The organism is Stutzerimonas stutzeri (genome assembly GCF_024448985.1).
GTDB classification, from domain to species: Bacteria; Pseudomonadota; Gammaproteobacteria; order Pseudomonadales; family Pseudomonadaceae; genus Stutzerimonas; species Stutzerimonas stutzeri_AP.
In genome coordinates, this window is sequence record NZ_JAMOII010000008.1 from 1 (window position 1) to 20783 (window position 20783).

Below are 20783 nucleotides of genomic sequence, written 5' to 3' on the forward strand. Positions count from 1 at the left end.
TCCCGAATGCGGCCACGAAACAACAGCATCGCAGCGCCCGGTACCGCGCCTATTGAACGCAACAGCTCATCGTAGATGCCGGTAATAAAAGCGATGGTACCGCCAGAGACGCCCGGCACGACATCTGCCGCGCCCATCGCGACGCCCTTTAGGTACAACAACAACGCGTTTTTCATGCTTCCTTCCGCTGAGATCAAACTACAGGTCCATTAAGCAGCGGCACGAAGCGCACGGTATCCAGCAAGTGGCGGGAAAAACCGTCTTCCTCTCGAATGATCAGCATCAGTTGCTGGACTTCGCCAACCCCGACCGGAATCACCAGCCGCCCGCCGGGAGCCAGTTGATCGAGCAGGGCTTGTGGTACGTCGGCTGCCGCCGCGGTAACGATGATGCCGTTATAAGGCGCCAATGCAGGCCAACCTTCCCAACCATCACCCCAGCGAAAGACCACATTACGCAATTTGAGTTCGACCAGACGCTCTTTTGCACGATCCTGCAGCGCCTGGATGCGCTCGACCGAGAATACCCGCTCGACCAGTTGTGCCAGCACAGCGGTTTGATAGCCGGAGCCGGTACCGATTTCCAACACTTTATCCAGCGGGCCGTCTGCAAGTAGCAGCTCGCTCATGCGCGCGACCATGAACGGCTGCGAGATGGTCTGGTTGTGTCCGATTGGCAGCGCGGTGTCTTCGTAAGCGCGATGCGACAGAGCCTCGTCGACGAACAGATGACGCGGCGTGCGTCGAATGACCTCGAGCACGCGAGGATCGGACAGACCTTCCTCGTACAACCGCTGAATCAGGCGATCGCGGGTGCGCTGCGAAGTCATGCCGGTGCCGTGGCGCAGCAGATCATCTTGTCCACGGTGATTCACAGTACGTCCTCCAGCCAGTTATCGAGTCCCCTGAACGCTTCATGGAACGTCCGATCGAGCTGCAACGGTGTAATCGACACGTAGCCCTGCATCACCGCATGGAAATCGGTCCCCGGGCCGCCGTCTTCAACGTCGCCGGCAACCGAAATCCAGTATCCATCCTTGCCTCGCGGGTTGGCTTGCTTCACAGGCGGTTTGGCCCGGCTACGGTGCCCAAGGCGGGTCAACTGAATGCCGCGGATATGATCCAGCGGCAGGTTGGGCACGTTGATGCTGAGCACGGTACGTGGCGGCAGTTCGAGCTGATCGTGTTTCTCGACCAGCTTGCGAGCGATGTAGGCAGCCGTAGGCAGATTGTCCGGAGCGCGCGAGATCAGCGAAAACGCAAATGCCGGTTTGCCAGTGAAGCGGCCTTCGATTGCTGCAGCGACGGTGCCTGAGTACAGGACGTCGTCCCCCAGATTGGCGCCCAGATTAATACCGGAAACCACCATGTCGGGTGCTTCGTCGAGCAGCCCATTCATGCCCAGGTGAACGCAATCGGTAGGTGTGCCGTTCACGCCGATGAAACCGTTCGGCATGGTCGTAGGATGAAGCGGGCGATCCAGCGTCAGCGCACTACTGGCGCCGCTCATGTCCTGGATAGGGGCGACTACGCGGCACTCGGCATAATCGGCCAGCGCGTCATAAAGCGCGGCGAGCCCGGGTGCATACACCCCGTCGTCGTTAGCGATCAGAATACGCATCAGATGTCCGTCTGCCCTGCCAGGCTGACCAGCTCGCGCACCACGGCTGTGGCGAAGCATCCGGTCGGCAGGACGAATTCAAGTTGCAGAATGTCAGGCCCGGGATAATGCCACGACAAGCCGCCGATGGGGAGGCGAAGAATACGCCGTTCATGCTTCATTCCAGCTTCTGCGAGCCATTTGGCGATTGCCGGCTCCGTTGCCGCGGCATTCGATTCCAGAACCTGTGTCATGCCGCCTGGGGGCGCCTCGCCGCCGCCCCACAAGGGGCCGGTAGGGTGCAGGTCGAGCATGGCCAGACGCGGGTCGCTGCATTCGGGCTCGCCTGCTGGGAAGAAGCTCCGACTGTCGGTGAAGGCCAACAGATCGCCCACCTGAGCCTTATCCCAGGTCCCGCTCGCGACACGCTCGGCCAAGACCCGATTGAACATATAGCTGCGCCCCGCCGAGAGCAGCCGCGAGCGCAGGTTGCGTTGCACGGGAAGCTCCTGTCGCTCGGCATATTCGCGCGCGCCATGAACGTTGCTGCCCTCGAAGCCGAAGCGCTGCAGGCCGAAATAGTTAGGCACGCCGTGCGTCTTGATTCGCTCGAGGCGCGCGTCCAGTTCAGCGTGTTCGGCCTGCAGTTGTGTCAGGCGCAGGGTGAAGCCGTTAGCCGAGTGGGCGCCGCGCTGCAGTTTACGCTGGTGACGGCAGGTCTTGAGAATCCTCAGTGTTTCGTCTTCAGCTCTATCCAAAGTGGGATCGGCCTTGCCCGGCAGATGCAGGCTGAACCACTGGCGGGTCAGCGCTTGACGATCCTTCAGACCGGCGTAGCTGATATTGCGCACCGGGACTCCGGCGGCGCGGGAGATGCGGCGGGCCGCTTCCTCGGTATTGAGGTTGCGCTTCTCGACCCAGAGCCAGAGGTGCTCGCCTTCGCCGGACAACGGAATGTCCAGCACTTCATCGACTTGAAAGTCCTCGGCCACGGCCTTGAGCACCGCGCTGCCACATGGCCCGCCGTGCGCCTGCGGCCCGAGCAATTGGTCTTCGGTCATGCGCGGACCAGCAGGGCGACGGCGTGAACGGCGATGCCCTCTTCCCGCCCGACGAAACCCAGCTTCTCGGTAGTGGTGGCCTTGACGTTGACCTGGTCCAACTCGACCTGCAGATCTTCGGCGATCAGGCCGCGCATGGCCTCGATATGCGGCGCCATCCTCGGTGCTTGGGCAATGAGGGTGGCGTCGACATTACCGACCTCCCAGCCCTTGCTCTTCACCTGTTCCAGGACATGGCGCAGCAGTACACGGCTGTCGGCGCCCTTGAACTGCGGGTCGGTATCCGGGAAATGCTTGCCGATATCGCCCAGCGCGGCGGCACCGAGCAGCGCATCGCTGAGCGCATGCAGCAGCACGTCACCATCGGAATGCGCCAGCAGACCGAACCTGTGAGGAATCCGTACTCCACCGAGGGTAATGAAGTCGCCCTCGCCGAAGCGGTGCACGTCATAGCCGTGGCCAATACGCATAGTCAGAACACCCTTGAAAGATCAGCGGCGGATTCTACAGGAGACGTGATGGCTTGGCTCATCGGCTCCGGAGCCGGCATCAACGAGCGCGATAGTCACCATCAACCGAATCGATCCCATATCGTTATTCGACGATATATATTTCGCTCCATCGCGATAAACCGAACCAGACGAACCCCATGCCCGACGACTTCGACGACATCATCAAGGCCCTCGCCCACCCGCTACGCCGGGAAATCCTGCAGTGGCTGAAGGAGCCGCAACGGTATTTTCCCGAGCAGCACCATTCCCTGGAGAACGGCGTCTGCGCCGGGCAGATCGACCAGCGGGCCGGTCTTTCGCAATCGACGGTATCGGCCCACTTGGCCACCCTACAGCGAGCCGGGTTGATCACCAGCCGCAAAGTCGGCCAGTGGCATTTCTTTCAACGCAATGAGCCGGTCATCCAGGATTTTCTGGCCCGCATCGGCCAGGAACTCTGAATCTTCTATAGAAGGAGCAACACCATGCCCACACTTTTCGATCCGATCCGCATTGGCGAGCTGGAACTGGCTAACCGCGTCATCATGGCGCCTCTGACCCGCTGCCGTGCCGAGCCCGGCCGCGTACCGGGCGAGCTGATGGTCGAGTACTACGCCCAGCGCGCCGATGCCGGCCTCATCATCAGCGAAGCCACCTCGGTAACGCCCATGGGCGTCGGCTACCCGGACACGCCCGGCATCTGGTCCGCCGAGCAGGTGCAGGGCTGGAAGAAGATCACCGACGCGGTACATGCCAAGGGCGGCAAGATCGTACTGCAGCTCTGGCATGTTGGCCGCATCTCCGACCCGCTCTACCTCGACGGCGAGCTGCCGGTCGCACCCAGCGCCATCAAGCCGGCCGGACATGTAAGCCTGGTACGGCCGATGAAGGATTACGAAACGCCGCGCGCGCTGGAAACCGAAGAAATAGCCGGCATCGTCGAGGCCTACCGCAAAGGTGCCGAAAATGCCAAGGAAGCCGGTTTCGACGGTGTGGAAATTCACGGTGCCAATGGATATCTGCTCGACCAGTTCCTGCAGGACAGCACCAACCAGCGTACCGACCAGTACGGCGGCTCGCTAGCAAATCGCGCACGCCTGATGTTGGAAGTCACCGATGCCGCGATCAGCGTTTGGGGCGCCGGCCGCGTCGGCGTACACCTGGCACCGCGTGCCGACTCCCACGATATGGGCGACTCCAACCGCACCGAGACCTTCGGCTACGTGGCTCGCGAGCTCGGTAAGCGCGGCATCGCATTCATCTGCACGCGTGAAAAAGCCGGAGAAGACAGCCTCGGCCCGCAGCTGAAGCAGATCTTCGGCGGCGTCTACATCGCCAACGAACGCTTCACTGGCGAACAGGCCAACGCCTGGCTGGCCGACGGCAAAGCCGACGCGGTGGCCTTCGGCATTCCTTATATCGCTAACCCGGACCTGGTCGAGCGCCTGCGCCAGGACGCGCCGCTCAACGAGCCCAAACCTGAGCTGTTCTACGCCCAGGGCGCAGAGGGCTACACCGATTATCCATCGCTCTAGCTCCAAGCGATGAAAAGGCCCAGCCGGTCACTCCGGTTGGGCCTTTTTTCGTTTTGATCGTTTCCATTCCCGCGGGGGAACGCCTTCCTGTCAGGACCTCAACGCCTCGGCATGATGTCGCAGATGATCATCAATGAAGCTGGCGATGAAATAGTAGCTGTGGTCGTAGCCCGGCTGGATGCGCAGGGTCAGCGGGTGCCCCGCCGCCTTGGCCGCAGCCTCCAGCGCCTCGGGCTTGAGCTGGTTTTCCATGAAGTCGTCACGGTCACCCTGATCCACCAGCAGCGGTAGCTTCTCGCCGGCTTCGGCCAACAGCGCGCAGGTATCCCATTCGCGCCAGCGCGAGCGATCCTCGCCCAGATAGCGGGAAAACGCCTTTTCGCCCCAGGGGCAATTGGCGGGATTGGTGATGGGCGAGAAGGCCGAAACCGATTGATAACGTCCAGGATTCTTCAGCGCACAGACCAGCGCACCGTGGCCGCCCATGGAGTGCCCACTGATGCCGCGCTTGTCGGACACCGGGAAGTTCGCCTCGATCAACGCCGGCAATTCATCGACCACGTAGTCGTACATGCGGTAGTGCTGCGCCCAGGGCTTCTGTGTAGCGTTGAGGTAGAAACCGGCACCCAGGCCGAAATCCCAGGCACCGTCCGGGTCATCCGGGACGGCCGGCCCGCGCGGGCTGGTATCCGGCGCGACGATGATCAGCCCCAGCTCGGCGGCCAGCCGATGCGCACCGGCTTTCTGCATGAAGTTCTCGTCGGTGCAGGTCAGCCCCGACAACCAATACAGCACCGGCAGCTTCTCGCCCTGCTCCGCCTGCGGCGGCAAGTACACGGCGAACACCATGTCGCAGTTCAGGCTGCTGGAGCGATGACGGTAACGCTTGTGCCAGCCGCCGAAGCTCTTCTGGCAGGAGATGTTTTCAAGAGTCATAAGCCCTCCGGGCCGCTGGAAGCTGGAAGCTGGAAGCTGGAAGCTGGAAGCTGGAAGCGTGTGGCTTCAAGCTAAGAGCTTCCAGCTTCTGGCTTAGAAATGAATGACGGTGCGGATGCTCTTGCCTTCATGCATCAGGTCGAACGCCTGGTTGATCTCATCCAGCCCCATGTTGTGGGTGATGAAAGTATCCAGAGGGATTTCGCCGTTCTGGGACTTTTCGACGTAGCTGGGCAGTTCGGTGCGGCCCTTGACGCCACCGAAGGCGCTACCGCGCCAGACGCGGCCGGTAACCAGCTGGAACGGACGGGTGCTGATCTCCTGTCCCGCACCGGCGACGCCGATGATGACCGATTCGCCCCAGCCCTTGTGCGCGCATTCCAATGCGGCGCGCATCAATTGCACGTTTCCGACGCACTCGAAGGAATAGTCCACGCCTCCGTCGGTCATCTCGACGATGACCTCCTGGATCGCCCTGTCGTGATCCTTCGGATTGACGAAGTCAGTCGCGCCCAACTCTTCGGCGATGCGGAACTTGGAAGGATTAATGTCGATCGCGATGATGCGGCTGGCGCCAGCCATCTTCGCGCCGATGATCGCCGCCAGGCCGATGCCACCGAGACCGAAGATAGCCACCGTCGCGCCCGCCTCCACCTTAGCGGTGTTGAGCACCGCACCGATGCCGGTGGTAACGCCGCAGCCCAGCAGGCAGACCTTGTCCAGCGGCGCTTCCTTGGGAATCTTCGCGACCGAGACTTCCGGCAGCACCGTGTACTCGGAAAAGGTCGAGGTGCCCATGTAGTGGTAGATCGGCTCGCCCTGGTAACTAAAACGGGTGGTGCCGTCCGGCATCAGGCCCTTACCCTGCGTGGCACGCACTGCGCTGCAGAGGTTGGTCTTGCCGGAGGTGCAGAACTTGCACTGGCGGCACTCGGCCGTATACAGCGGGATGACGTGATCGCCCACCGCCACCGAGGTCACGCCCTCGCCAACCGCCTCGACGATACCGCCACCCTCGTGGCCGAGAATGCAGGGAAACACACCTTCGGAATCCTCACCGGACAAGGTGTAGGCGTCGGTATGGCAAACGCCGGTTGCAACGATGCGCACCAGTACCTCGCCGGCCTTGGGCGGCTCGACATCCACTTCGACGATCTGCAGAGGCTGATTGGGGCCAAAGGCTACGGCGGCGCGTGATTTGATGGTCATGAAGGACTCCTCTTGGTGAATGAAACAGAGTGTAGTTTCATCCGTACGCTGGGTTAATGAGCTGAACGTGAAAACATTGTTGCCACATAGGGATAATCACGTCTCTAAATAGGAGTCCGACATGAATCGCTGGGAAGGTCTCGACGAATTCGTCGCCGTCGCCGAATGCGGCAGCTTCATGCGAGCCGCCGAGCAATTGCGGGTATCGTCCTCTCACGTCAGCCGCCAGGTGGCGCGCCTCGAAGAGCGCTTGCAGGCCCGCCTGCTCTACCGCACCACGCGCCGCGTCTCGCTGACCGAGGCAGGGCATACCTTTCTTTCCCGTTGCCAGCGCTTGATCGAAGAGCGCGACGAAGCCTTCCATGCCATCGGTGACCTGCACGCGGCTCCCACCGGGCTACTGCGCATGACCGCTGCCGTGGCTTACGGCGAGCGCTTCATCGTGCCGCTGGTGAACGAGTTCATGGCGCAGCATCCGCAATTGCGGGTCGAGATCGAGCTGTCCAACCGCACCCTGGACTTGGTGCAGGAGGGCTTCGATCTGGCCATACGCTTGGGCCGGCTCAGCGAATCGCGGCTTGTGGCAACCCGCATCGCGCCGCGGGCCATGTACCTGTGTGCCGCGCCGGCCTACCTCGAACGCTACGGGCGCCCGCACACGCTTTCCGAACTGGCGCGGCACAACTGCCTGGTGGGCACGGGCGATAGCTGGATGCTGCAGGTCGATGGCCGTGAGCAACCGTTCAAACCCAGCGGCAATTGGCGTTGCAACAGCGGCCAGGCGGTACTGGACGCCGCCCTGCGCGGCTTCGGGCTGTGTCAGTTGCCGGATTACTACGTGCAGGAGCCGCTGCGCCGAGGTGAGCTGGTGTCGCTGCTGGAAGCCAATCAGCCACCCAATACCGCCGTCTGGGCCGTCTACCCGCAGCGCCGCTATCCGCTGCCAAAGGTGCGCCTGCTGATCCAAGCATTGAAGCAAGGCCTGGCCAGTCGCCCGGAATACCGCAGCGGACGCAACTGAGGTGCTACGGCGCCGCGCGTCTGACTGCCTATTTCGGGAGGAACCCGCCTCCGTAGGCCACGTCGATATTGTGTAGCCGGTGCCCTTTGCGTTTGCCTGGAGCTACCCGGCGATTCAATCAGGAGGACATCATGCAGATTCTGGTGAACAGCAATCACAGCGTCAGCGTAACCAGCAACCTCGAGGAGCACGTGAAAGCAACTGTGGAGAGTGAGCTGGAGCGTTTCGATGATCAGCTGACCCGAGTCGAAGTTCATCTCAACGATGAGAACAGCGGTAAGAGCGGCCCTCAGGACAAGCGTTGTCAGATGGAAGCCCGAGTGAAAGGCCATGAGCCAATTTCGGCCACCCACAAGGCGGACTCCATGACGCTCGCCATCGACGGCGCCGCGGAAAAGCTCAACCATGCCTTGGCGCATGCCCTGGACAAACTCAACCATCACTGACCCGTCACGAACCAGGCCGTCAACGCCCGAGGGACCGAACCACCCGACTACGAAAGAGGCCATGCATGAACAGATTGCTCGATCGTGAAACCATGTCCCAGCTGCTGGCGAAGCGCGAGGCACCCTGCCTGTCGCTGTACCAGCCCACCCACCGCAGCTTTCCCGAGCGCCAGCAAGACCCGATCCGCTTTAAGCATCTGGTGCGACAGCTCGAAGATTCTCTCAAACAGCAGGGCCGAGGCGATCAGGCCAAATCGCTGCTCGAGCCGTTTTACGCGCTGATCGATGATGTCGATTTCTGGAACTCCAATCGCGACGGCTTGGCCGTGTTCGGCGCCAAAGACTATTTCGAGGTGTTCCGACTGCAGCGCAACGTGCCGGAGCTGGCGGTCGCTAATGATCGTATGCACCTTAAGCCGCTGCTGCGCATTGCCCAATCCGCCGATCGTTACCAGATCCTCGCGATAACGCTGGATTCGGTACGCCTGTTCGAAGGCAACCGTGATGGTGTCGATGAAGTTCCGCTTGCCGACGGCGTACCGAAGACTGTGGAAGAGGCACTTGGCCGCGACCTGACTGAGAAAGGTCAAACAGGATTTCCGCAAGGTTATAGCCGCGCCAGCGAGCGTGGCGACCCCATGCAGGTTGAAAGCGGCGGGGCCGGGCGACAGGACGAAATCGATCGAGACCGCGAACGCTTCTTCCGAGAAGTCGATCGCGCCTTCCTTGAGCATCACAGCCGCAAGACCCGACTGCCGCTGATTCTCGCTGGACTCGCAGAACACCAGTCCCACTTCCGCAAGCTCAGTCACAACGAGTTTCTGTTACCCGACGGTATCGAAAACGATGTCTCCCTGCTCAGTCGGGACGAGCTGCGAGAAAAGAGTTGGATGGTAATGCAGCCGCGTTATATCAAACGCCTCGAAGGATTCATCAACCAGTACGGCGAATCGCACGGTCAAGGTCTGGCCACCGATCAGCTCGAACAGATCGGTCAGGCGACTCTGGAAGGTCGGGTGGCGACGTTGCTGGTCGAAGCTGATCGCCAGATACCGGGGATGGCGGACAAGCAGGAAGGCAAGGCGATAGCGGTCGACGATGGGTCAGCCACCACACCCGATCTGCTCGACGAGTTGACGATCTGGACGTTGGAACAAGGCGGCGAAGTGATCTCGGTGCCCACCGAGCGTATGCCAACCGCGAGCGGCGCGGCGGCGATCTACCGCTACTGATCAGTCACCGCCACGAAACTGCGAAAGAATCGCGCTTCACGACGCACAGCGCTGCGCAATCACGATTGCCAGCGCTGCTGCAGCCATTGCAGATCTTCTGGACGCGTGATCTTTAAATTATCTGAGCGCCCTTCTATCAGCCGCGGACTGAATCCCGCCCATTCCAGCGCGGACGCTTCATCAGTAACGGCTGCACCAGCTTCGAGCGCGTTGGTAAGCGCATCGCGTAACGCCCCGAGGCGAAACATTTGCGGTGTGAAAGCCTGCCATATCACGCTACGGTCGATGGTTTCCACGACTCGTCCGTCGGCACCTGCTCGTTTCAAAGTGTCACGAGCCGGTACGGCGAGTAGCCCGCCGACTGGATCGTCGCCCAGTTCGGCCAGCAGTTTGTCGAGATCCTGACGCGAGAGATTGGGCCGAGCGGCATCATGCACCAGCACCCAGTCGCCGTCTCGTGCGCCTAGCTCGGACAGACGATGTAGCCCGGCCAGTACCGAGTCTGCACGTTCGGCGCCGCCGTCAGCGCGTTGAATGCGAGGGTCCTTGGCGCAGTCCAGACTCGCCCAGTACGGATCATCGGCGGCCAAGCCGACGACCAACCCAAGCAAACCGGGATGGTTGAGAAAACAGCTGAGCGTATGTTCGATGACGCTCTTGCCGGCCAAGGGCAGGTATTGCTTAGGCCGATCGGCGCGCATGCGGCTACCGACACCGGCAGCCGGTATCACGGTCCAGAACTCCGGGAACATGGCCGTCCTTACTCTGTGAGCTGGAATAGCGTCTCGCCTTCCTTGACCATCCCAAGCTCCTGACGAGCACGTTCTTCGACGGTTTCCATGCCCTGCTTGAGCTCCATCACCTCAGCCTCGAGGATGCGATTGCGCTCGAGCAAACGCTGGTTCTCGCCTTGCTGTTCAGCGATCTGCTTGTTCAGCCCGCTGACCTGAGCAAGGCTCCCCTCGCCCACCCACAGACGGTACTGAAGACCACCCAACAACAGGATCAGAACGACGAACAACCAGTAGGGGCTACGCATGGACGGCATGGAACGGCTTCGGTTGGTTTCAGATGACGTGATATATGCAGCGGTCAGCGACATGGCCTGGCTTCCTTTGCTGGCGGGCGCATCGCCTCATTTCGACGGCGACCTTATCAGTGCTGAACGTTATCCACAAAAAAGGGCGACTAACGCCGCCCCTTTCTAGCATGCGAAGTATTAGCCGCGAAACTCGGCACGCCCCTTGTAGGCCGCTTTTCCGCCGAGCTGCTCCTCGATACGCAGCAGCTGGTTGTACTTCGAAACACGGTCAGAGCGGCACAGCGAACCGGTCTTGATCTGACCAGCAGCAGTGCCCACGGCCAGATCCGCGATGGTGTGGTCTTCGGTTTCGCCGGAACGGTGGGAAATCACCGCCGTGTAACCTGCGGCCTTGGCCATCTGGATGGCTTCTAGGGTTTCGGTCAACGAGCCAATCTGGTTGAACTTGATCAGGATCGAGTTACCGATGCCCTTCTCGATACCTTCCTTGAGGATCTTGGTATTGGTCACGAACAGATCGTCGCCAACCAGCTGAACCTTGCTGCCGATCTTGTCGGTCAGAACCTTCCAGCCGTCCCAGTCGGATTCATCCATGCCATCTTCGATGGAGATGATCGGATAACGCTGAGTCAGACCCGCTAGGTAATCGGCGAAACCGGCGGCGTCGAATGCCTTGCCTTCGCCTGCAAGATCGTACTTGCCGTCCTTGTAGAACTCGCTCGAAGCGCAGTCCAGCGCCAGGGTCACGTCATCGCCCAGCTTGTAGCCGGCCTTCTCGACGGCTTCGGCGATGGCCGCCAGCGCATCTTCGTTGGACGCCAGGTTCGGTGCGAAGCCACCTTCGTCGCCGACCGAAGTGCTCAGGCCACGGGCTTTCAGCACGGCCTTGAGGTTATGGAAGATTTCAGTGCCCATGCGCAGGGCATCGGCAAAGGTCTTAGCGCCGACGGGCTGCACCATGAATTCTTGGATGTCGACGTTGTTGTCGGCATGCTCGCCGCCGTTGATGATGTTCATCATCGGTACCGGCATGGAGTACTGGCCAGGCGTGCCGTTGAGGTTGGCGATATGCGCATAGAGAGGCAGGTCCTGGTCCTGAGCGGCGGCCTTGGCAGCAGCGAGGGACACAGCGAGGATGGCGTTGGCACCCAGCTTGGCTTTGTTGTCGGTGCCGTCCAGCTCGATCATTGCTCGATCCAGAGCCTTCTGGTCGACAGGGTCCTTGCCCAGCAGCAGATCGCGAATCGGTCCATTGATGTTGCCGATGGCCTTCAGTACGCCTTTACCCATATAACGGCTTTTGTCGCCATCGCGCAGCTCCAGCGCCTCGCGCGAACCGGTGGACGCACCGGACGGCGCACAAGCGCTACCGATGATGCCGTTATCGAGGATAACGTCCGCTTCCACGGTGGGGTTGCCACGGGAGTCGAGAACTTCACGCCCTTTGATGTCGACGATCTTTGCCATTTTTATTAACACTCCGTAGATAGCTTCAAGGCTTCAAGCAGTTTCGATTGGCGAAAAATTCTTGATCAGATCATCCAGCTGCTTGAGCTGGGTGAGGAAAGGCTCGAGCTTGTCCAGGCGCAAGGCGCAAGGACCGTCGCACTTGGCGTTGTCCGGATCAGGGTGCGCTTCGAGAAACAGGCCGGCCAGCCCTTGGCTGAGTCCAGCCTTCCCCAGATCGGTAACCTGGGCGCGACGACCGCCGGCAGAGTCGGCACGACCACCAGGCATCTGCAACGCATGAGTGACATCGAAAATCACCGGATACTGCATCCGCTTCATGATGTCGAAGCCGAGCATGTCGACGACCAGATTGTTGTAGCCGAAGGACGAGCCACGCTCGCAGAGAATCAATTGATCGTTACCGGCTTCCTCGCATTTGGCGAGGATGTGCTTCATTTCCTGCGGCGCAAGAAACTGAGCCTTCTTGATGTTGATCACCGCACCGGTCTTGGCCATGGCGACGACTAGATCGGTCTGTCGCGACAGAAAAGCCGGCAGCTGGATGATGTCGCAAACCTCGGCCACCGGCTGAGCCTGATGGGGTTCGTGTACGTCGGTGATCACCGGCACGCCAAAGGTCTTCTTTACCTCTTCGAAGATGCGCATGCCTTCTTCCAGGCCTGGACCGCGGAAGGAGTTGATCGAAGAACGGTTGGCCTTGTCGAAGCTAGCCTTGAAGATGTAAGGAATGCCGAGCTTCTCGGTCACCTTCACATAGGTTTCGCAAATCTGCAGCGCCAGGTCGCGGGACTCCAGCACGTTCATGCCGCCGAACAGCACGAACGGCTTGTCGTTGGCGATCTCGATATTGCCGACGCGGATGGTCTTCTGGTTCATGCCTTGCTCGCCTTGTAATCCAGCGCCGCCTGAACGAAGCCGCTGAACAGCGGATGACCGTCACGTGGCGTGGAAGTGAATTCGGGGTGGAACTGGCAGGCCACGAACCATGGATGATCCGGCGCCTCGACGACCTCTACCAACGCGCCGTCGCTGGAACGGCCGGTGATTTTCAAACCAGCGGCTTGCAGCTGCGGCAGCAGATTGTTGTTCACTTCGTAGCGATGACGGTGACGCTCGACGATGCGCTCTGCGCCATAGCAGTCGAACACCTTGGAACCGGTCTCAAGGCCGCATTCCTGAGCCCCCAGGCGCATGGTGCCGCCCAGATCGGAAGCATCGCTGCGGGTCTCCACGGCGCCTGTCGCATCGGCCCACTCGGTGATCAGGCCCACCACAGGATGGGTACTGTCCTTGTCGAACTCCGTGGAGTTGGCGTCGGACCAGCCGAGCACGTCACGGGCAAACTCGATCACCGCAACCTGCATGCCGAGACAGATCCCGAGGTAGGGAATTTTGTTCTCGCGCGCGTACTTAACGGTAGTGATCTTGCCTTCCACGCCGCGCAGACCGAAACCACCCGGCACCAGTATCGCGTCCATGCCTTCCAGCAGACCGGTGCCCTGATTTTCGATATCTTCGGAGTCGATGTAACGGAGATTCACTTTGGTACGGCTCTGGATGCCAGCGTGGCTCATCGCCTCGATCAGAGATTTATAGGCGTCCAGAAGTTCCATGTATTTGCCAACCATGGCGATGGTGACTTCCTTTTCCGGGTTCAGCTTGGCATCGACCACGCGGTCCCACTCGGAGAGGTCGGCGCCACCGCACTCCAGCCCGAAGCGCTCGACGACGAAATCATCCAGCCCCTGCGCATGCAGCATGCCGGGAATCTTGTAGATAGTGTCGGCATCCGGCAGGCTGATCACCGCGCGCTCTTCGACGTTGGTGAACAAGGCAATCTTGCGCCGCGAGGACAGGTCGATCGGCACTTCAGAACGGCATACCAGCACATCCGGCTGCAGGCCGATGGAACGCAGCTCCTTCACCGAATGCTGGGTCGGCTTGGTCTTGGTCTCGCCAGCGGTGGCGATATAAGGCACCAGCGTCAGGTGCATCAGCATGGCGCGCTTGGCGCCGACCTCCACGCGCAACTGGCGAATCGCCTCGAGAAACGGCTGCGATTCGATGTCACCTACGGTACCGCCCACTTCCACCAAGGCCACGTCGGCATCGCCGGCGCCCTTGATGACGCGACGCTTGATCTCGTCGGTGATGTGCGGAATGACCTGGATGGTCGCGCCCAGGTAATCACCACGGCGCTCGCGGCGCAGCACGTCCTCATAGACGCGGCCGGTGGTGAAGTTGTTGTTCTGAGTCATACGCGTGCGAATGAAACGCTCGTAATGGCCCAGGTCGAGGTCGGTTTCAGCGCCGTCGTGGGTGACGAACACCTCACCGTGCTGGAACGGGCTCATGGTGCCCGGATCGACGTTGATGTAAGGGTCCAGCTTGAGCATCGTGACCTTCAGGCCCCGCGCCTCCAGGATGGCCGCCAATGAAGCCGAGGCGATGCCTTTCCCCAATGAAGAAACAACACCACCCGTGACGAAGATGTAGCGCGTCATGAAAAACCCTAGAAGTCTGCGTTAAGCGGCCGGCGCCGCCGGGGGAAAGCGAAGGTGCCATTGCGCATCGAGCGGCAATAGCGCAACTGCCACGGATTCGAAGAAACCGCAGAAGCTGTATTGAGACGGGAGCGTAGTCTACTGGAAAGACCCCATCAGCTCAAACACGCATCATGCCGGCGGCGTCCAGACGAGTGACACCGGGGCGACATCGAATTGGGGCAGATTCGCGATTGCAATCAACTCGCCATCGAGATAGAGCAGCGGCAGGCGTGAACGGACGAATCCCGGCACCTGGGCTTCGTTGAGCAGGCGCTTCAGATCGCGTCTGCCACGTCCGGGTACTGTCATGCTCTCGCCGCCTTGCCGATAACGAATCTCGAACGCGCCCTGCATCGCTCCTTCGAGGCTCACCGCGCCGTTACCGGCCAATGCCAGCGTGGTGACCCTTCGCTCCAAGGGAAACGCACCTGCGACCGCTTCGAGCCAGGGCCCGTAAAGCCACCATAGCCGACGTCCGGCACGATGAAGCTCGCCGCCCTCCAAACGCCAGCGGGGCGTGGCATCCACAGCGGCATCGCGCAGCGCCTCCCAGCCGGCCCAGTGGTCGGTATCCGGCAACAGCGTGAAATCAGCCAGCCAGTGGCGTAGCGCATTGCGCTGTCTAGCCGAACTCAGTGAGCGCAGTACGGATAAGTCCAAGCTCCGCAGGGGAAGCCATGGCCAGTCATCTGGCGCTCGAGCCGCCAGTAGATCCATCTCGGCGAGCTCATCGAGCAGCGACTGCGCTTCGGCCAGGTGCGCAGCGGTTCGAGCCATGCTAGACGGCGCGCGCGGCCAGCGCTGCTTCAGCACCGGCATCACTTGGCGGCGAAGGTAGTTGCGCGAATGCACAAGGCTTGCGTTTGAGGGATCTTCGATCCACTCCAACTCTTGCGCGCGAGCGTAGGATTCCAAATCGGCCCGATCGATAGCGAGTAACGGCCGCACCAGCTTGCCTTGCCCTAGCGCGCGACTGATAGGCATCGCTCCGAGGCCGCGCACGCCGGCACCACGCAACATACGAAACAGCAGTGTTTCGGCTTGGTCATCTTGGTGCTGAGCCATGAGCAGCACCTCACCCTCGCCAAGTTTGTCGGCGAAAGCCTTGTAGCGAGCCACTCGGGCGGCGCGCTCGATACTCGCGCCTGCCGCCACTTGCACCGGCACGACTTCAAGCGGAACACCCAAGCCATCGCAGATCTTCGCGCAGCGTGCAGGCCAGCTATCGGCGACCGCCTGCAAGCCATGATGAACATGAACGGCACTGAGCGGCGGCAACCGATGCTGCTGTCGCAGACGGACCAATGCAGTGAGCAGCACGGTCGAATCCAGCCCTCCGGAAAAAGCAACACGCCACGCCGGTGCATCGAGCCAGGGTTTCAGCGAGCAAAGGAGATGGGATTCAAGTGTCATGCGCCTGCGCTCGGAAAGGCGAAACGCCAAGGATCGGGCTGAAACGCTATTGATAACGCAGCCTGACCCGCACAGAGAAACGGCGAGCTTATGCCCGCCGTTATGTCAGACCGTCACGCTCAAGCGATGCCGTAGCTCATTAGACGATCATAGCGACGGGCCAGCAGCGCGTCGGTATCGAGGCTCTTGAGCATATCAAGCTGCGAGGTCAGCTCGTCACGCAACGAGGCGGCCGTCACCGCAGGATTCCGATGCGCGCCACCCAACGGCTCAGGAATGATCTTGTCGACGATGCCCAGATCTTTCAAACGCTCAGCGGTAACGCCCATGGCCTCGGCTGCTTCCGGCGCCTTTTCGGCGGTACGCCAGAGAATCGAGGCACAGCCCTCCGGAGAAATGACCGCATAGGTGGAGTACTGAAGCATGTTCAACTGATCGCAGACACCAATGGCCAGCGCACCACCGGAACCGCCTTCACCGATGACGGTGGCGATGATCGGGGTCTTCAAACGAGACATCACGCGAAGGTTCCAGGCAATCGCCTCACTCTGATTGCGCTCTTCGGCATCGATGCCCGGATAGGCGCCAGGCGTATCTATGAAGGTCAGGATCGGCATCTTGAAACGCTCGGCCATTTCCATCAGACGGCAGGCCTTGCGGTAGCCTTCAGGACGCGGCATGCCGAAGTTGCGGCGCACCTTTTCGCGGACTTCGCGGCCCTTCTGATGCCCGATGATCATCACAGGCTCACCGTTAAGGCGAGCCGTACCGCCAACAATCGCGGCGTCATCAGAGAAATGCCGGTCGCCGTGCAGTTCTTCGAACTCGGTGAACAGATGTTTGACGTAATCGAGGGTATAGGGGCGCTGCGGGTGACGAGCCAGACGAGCGATCTGCCAGCTGGTGAGATTGCCGAAAATGCTCTCAGTGAGCGACTCGCTCTTGTCCTGCAGTCTGGCAATCTCATCGCCAATATTCAGCGAGTTGTCGTTACCAACCAAGCGCAACTCTTCGATCTTGGCTTGCAGGTCGGCGATCGGCTGTTCGAAATCGAGAAAATTCGGGTTCATAGTCATCCGTCATGCGTCGACGGCCAGGCGGCCGGGAAGCTGTTCCGTTTTTTGCGCCCTACCTTACGGGACGGACGCATTCAGGTCGAACAAAAAATGTTCGCAATTTTGACCGATTCAGGATCGGATCGTATCGGCGGTCATCCGGACCGGCTACCAGCATTGGCACGCCAATCCGTTACGTCCCGCTATCGGTATTGCAAAAAGACGTTGTCGCGCCCGAACTGGTCACGCAATGCCTGAATCAAGTTGTCTGCTGGGTCGATCCGCCAGCTCTCGCCGAACTGCAACAACGCTCGTGCGTCGCTTCCGGTGTACTCCATTGTGATCGGGCAGGCGCCGCGGTGACGTCCGCAGACATCAGCCAGCCAGCGCACCCGATCGCCTTTCAGCGCATCGCCAGCGACCTTGACACGCAAGCTCTCAGCCAGCCCGGTACGAGCCTCTTCAAGACTCATGACTCGCTTGGCGCGCAGACGCAAACCGCCGGAAAATTCATCGTTACTGACCTCGCCCTCAACTACTACCAGGGCGTCAGTCTGCAGCAGCGCCTGGGCGCTGTTGAAAGCTTCGGCGAACAGCGAGGCCTCGATCCGCCCCGAACGATCATCGAGGGTAATGAAGCCCATCTTGTCGCCCTTCTTGTTCTTCATTACCCGCAGGTTGACGATCAAGCCGGCAATAGTCTGCTCACCACGTGCAGGGCGCAGATCGACGATCCGCTGCCGGGCGAAGCGGCGAACTTCACCCTCGTATTCATCGATCGGATGGCCGGTCAGATACAACCCCAGCGTGTCTTTCTCGCCCTTCAGACGTTCTTTCAGCGACAGTTCGCGCGCATTGCGATGGTTGGCATAGACATCGGCCTCAGGCTCGGCAAACAGGCCGCCGAAAAGATCCATGTGGCCACTCTCCGCGCTACGTGCCGTCTGCTCGGCCGCCTGAATGGCTTCTTCCATGGCCGACAGCAGCACCGCACGGTTGCGGTCGATATTGGCTTGATATGCCTTGGGCTCGTCTGAGAAATAAGGACCGAGGCGATCCAGCGCGCCACCCCGAATCAGCGCTTCCAGGGTGCGCTTGTTGATTCGCTTGAGGTCGACGCGACTGCAGAAATCGAACAGATCCTTGAACGGACCGCCCTCGTTGCGGCATTCGCAAATTGCTTCTACCGGACCTTCGCCGACACCCTTGATCGCACCAAGACCGTAGATGATCCGTCCATCGTCGCTGACCGTGAACTTGAACTCGGAATTGTTCACGTCCGGCGCATCGATGCGCAGCTTCATGCTGCGACATTCTTCGATCAGCGTGACCACCTTGTCGGTGTTGTGCATATCCGCCGACAGAACCGCAGCCATGAACGGCGACGGGTGGTGCGCCTTGAGCCAAGCGGTTTGGTACGAAACCAGACCGTAAGCAGCCGAGTGCGACTTATTGAAGCCGTAGCCCGCGAACTTTTCCACCAGATCGAAGATGTTGCCCGCCAGATCGGCATCAATGCCGTTGTTGGCACACCCCTCGATGAAGCCGCCGCGCTGCTTGGCCATCTCCTCGGGTTTCTTCTTACCCATGGCACGGCGCAGCATGTCCGCCTGGCCGAGTGTGTAGCCGCCCATCACCTGAGCGATCTGCATCACCTGCTCCTGGTACAGGATGATGCCGTAGGTAGGCGCCAGCACCGGCTTGAGACCTTCGTACTGGTAATCCGAGTGCGGGTAGGAAATCTCCGCACGGCCGTGCTTACGGTTGATGAAGTCGTCGACCATGCCCGACTGCAGCGGCCCCGGACGGAACAGCGCCACCAGAGCGATCAGGTCTTCCAGGCAGTCCGGCTTGAGCTTCTTGATCAGCTCCTTCATGCCGCGTGATTCGAGCTGGAACACCGCGGTGGTCTCGGCCTTCTGCAGCAGCGAGAAGGTCGGCTTGTCGTCCAGCGGGATGAAGTCGATGTTCAGCGGTTCAAGGCCTTTCTTCGCCTGCTCGCGGTTGATCGTCTCCATGGCCCATTTGATGATGGTCAGGGTGCGCAAGCCGAGGAAGTCGAACTTGACCAGCCCGGCTTGTTCGACGTCATCCTTGTCGAACTGGGTAACCAGGCTGCCGCCCTCGTCATCGCAAGCAATAGGCGCGAAATCCGTGAGTTTGGTCGGCGCTATCACCACCCCGCCCGCGTGCTTTCCCGTGCCGCGCGTGATGCCTTCGAGCTTGAGCGCCATGTCCCAGATCTCTCGGGCGTCCTCATCGACGGCAAGAAAATCACGGAGCGGCTCTTCCATCTCGTAGGCTTTTTCCAGCGTCATGCCGACTTCGAAGGGAATCATCTTCGACAATCGGTCCGCCAGGCCGTAGGACTTGCCTTGGACTCGCGCAACATCACGCACCACCGCCTTCGCGGCCATGGTGCCAAAGGTGATGATCTGGCTGACCGCGTTGCGGCCGTACTTTTCCGCCACGTAGTCGATGACCCGGTCACGGCCGTCCATGCAGAAATCGACGTCGAAGTCGGGCATGGAAATCCGCTCGGGGTTGAGGAAGCGTTCGAACAGTAGGTCGTAGGCCAGTGGGTCGAGGTCGGTAATCTTCTGCACGTAAGCAACCAGCGAACCCGCGCCCGACCCACGTCCGGGCCCCACCGGGACGCCGTTGTTCTTGGCCCACTGGATGAAGTCCATCACGATCAGGAAGTAACCCGGAAAGCCCATCTGGATGATGATGTCGAGTTCGAAATTCAGCCGATCTACATAGACCTGCTTCTTCGCCTCGTAGTCAGGCGTGTCCTTGGGCAGCAGCACCTCAAGACGTTCTTCCAGCCCTTCGAACGAGACCTTGCGGAAATACTCGTCCATGGTCATGCCATCCGGCACGGGGAAGTCCGGCAGGAAATAGGTGCCCAGCTGTACTTCGATGTTGCAGCGTCTGGCGATCTCGACCGTGTTTTCCAACGCCTCGGGCAGATCACTGAACAGTTCCCACATTTCCTCGGGCGTTTTCAGGTACTGCTGATCGGAATAATTTCGCGGCCGCCGTGAATCATCCAGGATGCGGCTCTCGCCGATACAGACACGGGTTTCGTGGGCTTCGAAATCTTCCTGTTTGAGAAAACGCACGTCGTTGGTAGCCACCAGCGGAACGTCACAACGCTGAGCCAGAGCGACCGCCGCGTGCAGATGCTCCTCATCATTGACGCGACTGGTGCGCTGCACCTCGAGATAGAAGCGCTGAGGGAAAACCGTTTGCCACTCGGTCAGCAATGCCTCGGCTGTCGCCTCCTCGCCTGCGAGCAGGGCGTGACCGATCTCCCCTTCCTTGGCGCCGGAGAGCGCGATCAATCCTTCGGCTGCGGCCTTTACCCAATCGCGCTCGATGATGATCTGATCGTTGCGCTGCCCCTCGGTCCAGCCGCGCGATACCAACTCGGTGAGGTTCCGATAACCTTTGCCGTTCATCGCCAGCAACGTCAGCCGACTGAGCGGGCCGTCTTCGTCGCGACCGGCAAGCCAGATATCGGCACCACAGATCGGCTTGATCCCGGCTCCTTGCGCAGCTTTGTAGAACTTGACCAGCGAGCACATGTTGCTCTGATCGGTGACGGCCACCGCCGGCATGCCCGCGCCAGCAACCGACTTGACCAGCGGTTTGACCCGCACCAGACCATCGACCAGAGAATATTCGGTGTGCAGACGGAGATGGACGAAGGAGACGGGCATGA

The 20783-nt window shown here is 60.6% G+C and carries 19 protein-coding genes and 1 pseudogene; 5 read left to right on the forward strand and 15 right to left on the reverse strand.

Annotation, left to right across the window (positions count from 1 at the left end; genetic code table 11):
* The 5 genes from NA647_RS11045 to ispF all read right to left on the reverse strand — a co-directional run.
* The coding region (locus NA647_RS11045) for an undecaprenyl phosphate translocase family protein (RefSeq protein WP_256057855.1) at window positions 1-176 on the reverse strand (176 nt) is incomplete at its 3' end.
* Window positions 177-193: 17 nt separating this feature from the next.
* Complete coding sequence (locus NA647_RS11050; RefSeq protein WP_029404859.1) at window positions 194-829, reverse strand: protein-L-isoaspartate(D-aspartate) O-methyltransferase; 636 nt, start codon at window positions 827-829, stop codon at window positions 194-196.
* A 41-nt stretch (window positions 830-870) separates the two neighbouring features.
* A complete protein-coding gene (gene surE, locus NA647_RS11055; RefSeq protein ID WP_256057739.1) occupies window positions 871-1620 on the reverse strand; it encodes a 5'/3'-nucleotidase SurE in 750 nt (249 codons plus the stop codon).
* Window positions 1620-2660: a tRNA pseudouridine(13) synthase TruD gene (gene truD / locus NA647_RS11060; RefSeq protein ID WP_256057740.1), complete on the reverse strand. Its 1041-nt coding sequence runs from the start codon at window positions 2658-2660 to the stop codon at window positions 1620-1622. Before truD ends, surE begins: the two co-directional genes overlap by 1 nt.
* Window positions 2657-3130, reverse strand: a complete 474-nt coding sequence (ispF, locus tag NA647_RS11065) for a 2-C-methyl-D-erythritol 2,4-cyclodiphosphate synthase (protein WP_256057741.1) — start codon at window positions 3128-3130, stop codon at window positions 2657-2659. The genes truD and ispF overlap by 4 nt, the downstream gene beginning before the upstream one ends.
* A 179-nt stretch (window positions 3131-3309) precedes the next feature.
* Here ispF and NA647_RS11070 point away from each other — a divergent pair, with 179 nt between their 5' ends.
* Complete coding sequence (locus tag NA647_RS11070; protein WP_256057742.1) at window positions 3310-3612, forward strand: ArsR/SmtB family transcription factor; 303 nt, start codon at window positions 3310-3312, stop codon at window positions 3610-3612.
* Window positions 3613-3636: 24 nt separating this feature from the next.
* A complete protein-coding gene (locus tag NA647_RS11075) occupies window positions 3637-4686 on the forward strand; it encodes an alkene reductase (protein WP_256057743.1) in 1050 nt (349 codons plus the stop codon).
* 90 nt (window positions 4687-4776) lie between these two features.
* Here NA647_RS11075 and fghA read toward each other — a convergent pair whose 3' ends face one another.
* Complete coding sequence (gene fghA, locus NA647_RS11080; protein WP_256057744.1) at window positions 4777-5622, reverse strand: S-formylglutathione hydrolase; 846 nt, start codon at window positions 5620-5622, stop codon at window positions 4777-4779.
* Window positions 5623-5715: 93 nt separating this feature from the next.
* Window positions 5716-6831: an S-(hydroxymethyl)glutathione dehydrogenase/class III alcohol dehydrogenase gene (locus tag NA647_RS11085; RefSeq protein WP_256057745.1), complete on the reverse strand. Its 1116-nt coding sequence runs from the start codon at window positions 6829-6831 to the stop codon at window positions 5716-5718.
* 121 nt (window positions 6832-6952) lie between these two features.
* Here NA647_RS11085 and NA647_RS11090 point away from each other — a divergent pair, with 121 nt between their 5' ends.
* The 3 genes and pseudogenes from NA647_RS11090 (at window position 6953) to NA647_RS11100 (ending at window position 9530) form a co-directional block, all read left to right on the forward strand.
* Complete coding sequence (locus tag NA647_RS11090; RefSeq protein WP_256057746.1) at window positions 6953-7852, forward strand: LysR family transcriptional regulator; 900 nt, start codon at window positions 6953-6955, stop codon at window positions 7850-7852.
* A gap of 131 nt (window positions 7853-7983) precedes the next feature.
* A pseudogene (hpf, locus tag NA647_RS11095) lies at window positions 7984-8286 on the forward strand (ribosome hibernation-promoting factor, HPF/YfiA family); the annotation flags it as partial.
* A gap of 77 nt (window positions 8287-8363) precedes the next feature.
* Window positions 8364-9530 (forward strand): hypothetical protein, encoded by a 1167-nt coding sequence (locus NA647_RS11100; RefSeq protein ID WP_256047842.1) that lies wholly within the window; start codon window positions 8364-8366, stop codon window positions 9528-9530.
* A 59-nt stretch (window positions 9531-9589) separates the two neighbouring features.
* Here the strand turns inward: NA647_RS11100 and ispD are convergent, their stop codons facing one another.
* From ispD to dnaE, 8 genes are all read right to left on the reverse strand, one after another.
* On the reverse strand, window positions 9590-10282 hold the full coding sequence (gene ispD / locus NA647_RS11105) for a 2-C-methyl-D-erythritol 4-phosphate cytidylyltransferase (RefSeq protein WP_256057747.1): 693 nt from the start codon (window positions 10280-10282) through the stop codon (window positions 9590-9592).
* Between the two features lie 8 nt (window positions 10283-10290).
* On the reverse strand, window positions 10291-10569 hold the full coding sequence (gene ftsB / locus NA647_RS11110; protein ID WP_131648951.1) for a cell division protein FtsB: 279 nt from the start codon (window positions 10567-10569) through the stop codon (window positions 10291-10293).
* Window positions 10570-10749: 180 nt separating this feature from the next.
* On the reverse strand, window positions 10750-12039 hold the full coding sequence (eno, locus tag NA647_RS11115; RefSeq protein WP_256057748.1) for a phosphopyruvate hydratase: 1290 nt from the start codon (window positions 12037-12039) through the stop codon (window positions 10750-10752).
* 33 nt (window positions 12040-12072) lie between these two features.
* Complete coding sequence (gene kdsA, locus NA647_RS11120) at window positions 12073-12918, reverse strand: 3-deoxy-8-phosphooctulonate synthase (RefSeq protein WP_256057749.1); 846 nt, start codon at window positions 12916-12918, stop codon at window positions 12073-12075.
* Window positions 12915-14546: a CTP synthase gene (locus NA647_RS11125; protein ID WP_256057750.1), complete on the reverse strand. Its 1632-nt coding sequence runs from the start codon at window positions 14544-14546 to the stop codon at window positions 12915-12917. The genes kdsA and NA647_RS11125 overlap by 4 nt, the downstream gene beginning before the upstream one ends.
* 171 nt (window positions 14547-14717) lie before the next feature.
* The gene (gene tilS / locus NA647_RS11130) at window positions 14718-16001 is read right to left on the reverse strand and encodes a tRNA lysidine(34) synthetase TilS (RefSeq protein ID WP_256057751.1); all 1284 of its coding nucleotides are present in this window, start codon (window positions 15999-16001) and stop codon (window positions 14718-14720) included.
* A gap of 119 nt (window positions 16002-16120) precedes the next feature.
* Window positions 16121-17071 carry an acetyl-CoA carboxylase carboxyltransferase subunit alpha gene (locus NA647_RS11135; RefSeq protein WP_256057856.1) on the reverse strand — a complete coding sequence of 317 codons (951 nt, stop codon included), beginning with the start codon at window positions 17069-17071 and terminating at the stop codon, window positions 16121-16123.
* A gap of 188 nt (window positions 17072-17259) precedes the next feature.
* Window positions 17260-20781: a DNA polymerase III subunit alpha gene (gene dnaE, locus NA647_RS11140; RefSeq protein WP_256057752.1), complete on the reverse strand. Its 3522-nt coding sequence runs from the start codon at window positions 20779-20781 to the stop codon at window positions 17260-17262.
* Between the last annotated feature and the right edge of the window lie 2 nt (window positions 20782-20783).

What these genes read in the sequence shown, in the direction of transcription:
- ispD (WP_256057747.1), bottom strand. Translation starts at nt 10,282, where the DNA reads ATGTTCCCGGAGTTCTGGACCGTGATACCGGCTGCCGGTGTCGGTAGC.
- NA647_RS11090 (WP_256057746.1), top strand. Translation starts at nt 6,953, where the DNA reads ATGAATCGCTGGGAAGGTCTCGACGAATTCGTCGCCGTCGCCGAATGC.
- eno (WP_256057748.1), bottom strand. Translation starts at nt 12,039, where the DNA reads ATGGCAAAGATCGTCGACATCAAAGGGCGTGAAGTTCTCGACTCCCGT.
- NA647_RS11100 (WP_256047842.1), top strand. Translation starts at nt 8,364, where the DNA reads ATGAACAGATTGCTCGATCGTGAAACCATGTCCCAGCTGCTGGCGAAG.
- dnaE (WP_256057752.1), bottom strand. Translation starts at nt 20,781, where the DNA reads ATGCCCGTCTCCTTCGTCCATCTCCGTCTGCACACCGAATATTCTCTG.
- NA647_RS11075 (WP_256057743.1), top strand. Translation starts at nt 3,637, where the DNA reads ATGCCCACACTTTTCGATCCGATCCGCATTGGCGAGCTGGAACTGGCT.
- truD (WP_256057740.1), bottom strand. Translation starts at nt 2,660, where the DNA reads ATGACCGAAGACCAATTGCTCGGGCCGCAGGCGCACGGCGGGCCATGT.
- fghA (WP_256057744.1), bottom strand. Translation starts at nt 5,622, where the DNA reads ATGACTCTTGAAAACATCTCCTGCCAGAAGAGCTTCGGCGGCTGGCAC.
- ispF (WP_256057741.1), bottom strand. Translation starts at nt 3,130, where the DNA reads ATGCGTATTGGCCACGGCTATGACGTGCACCGCTTCGGCGAGGGCGAC.
- ftsB (WP_131648951.1), bottom strand. Translation starts at nt 10,569, where the DNA reads ATGCGTAGCCCCTACTGGTTGTTCGTCGTTCTGATCCTGTTGTTGGGT.
- tilS (WP_256057751.1), bottom strand. Translation starts at nt 16,001, where the DNA reads ATGACACTTGAATCCCATCTCCTTTGCTCGCTGAAACCCTGGCTCGAT.
- kdsA (WP_256057749.1), bottom strand. Translation starts at nt 12,918, where the DNA reads ATGAACCAGAAGACCATCCGCGTCGGCAATATCGAGATCGCCAACGAC.
- NA647_RS11125 (WP_256057750.1), bottom strand. Translation starts at nt 14,546, where the DNA reads ATGACGCGCTACATCTTCGTCACGGGTGGTGTTGTTTCTTCATTGGGG.
- NA647_RS11085 (WP_256057745.1), bottom strand. Translation starts at nt 6,831, where the DNA reads ATGACCATCAAATCACGCGCCGCCGTAGCCTTTGGCCCCAATCAGCCT.
- NA647_RS11050 (WP_029404859.1), bottom strand. Translation starts at nt 829, where the DNA reads ATGACTTCGCAGCGCACCCGCGATCGCCTGATTCAGCGGTTGTACGAG.
- NA647_RS11070 (WP_256057742.1), top strand. Translation starts at nt 3,310, where the DNA reads ATGCCCGACGACTTCGACGACATCATCAAGGCCCTCGCCCACCCGCTA.
- surE (WP_256057739.1), bottom strand. Translation starts at nt 1,620, where the DNA reads ATGCGTATTCTGATCGCTAACGACGACGGGGTGTATGCACCCGGGCTC.
- NA647_RS11135 (WP_256057856.1), bottom strand. Translation starts at nt 17,071, where the DNA reads ATGAACCCGAATTTTCTCGATTTCGAACAGCCGATCGCCGACCTGCAA.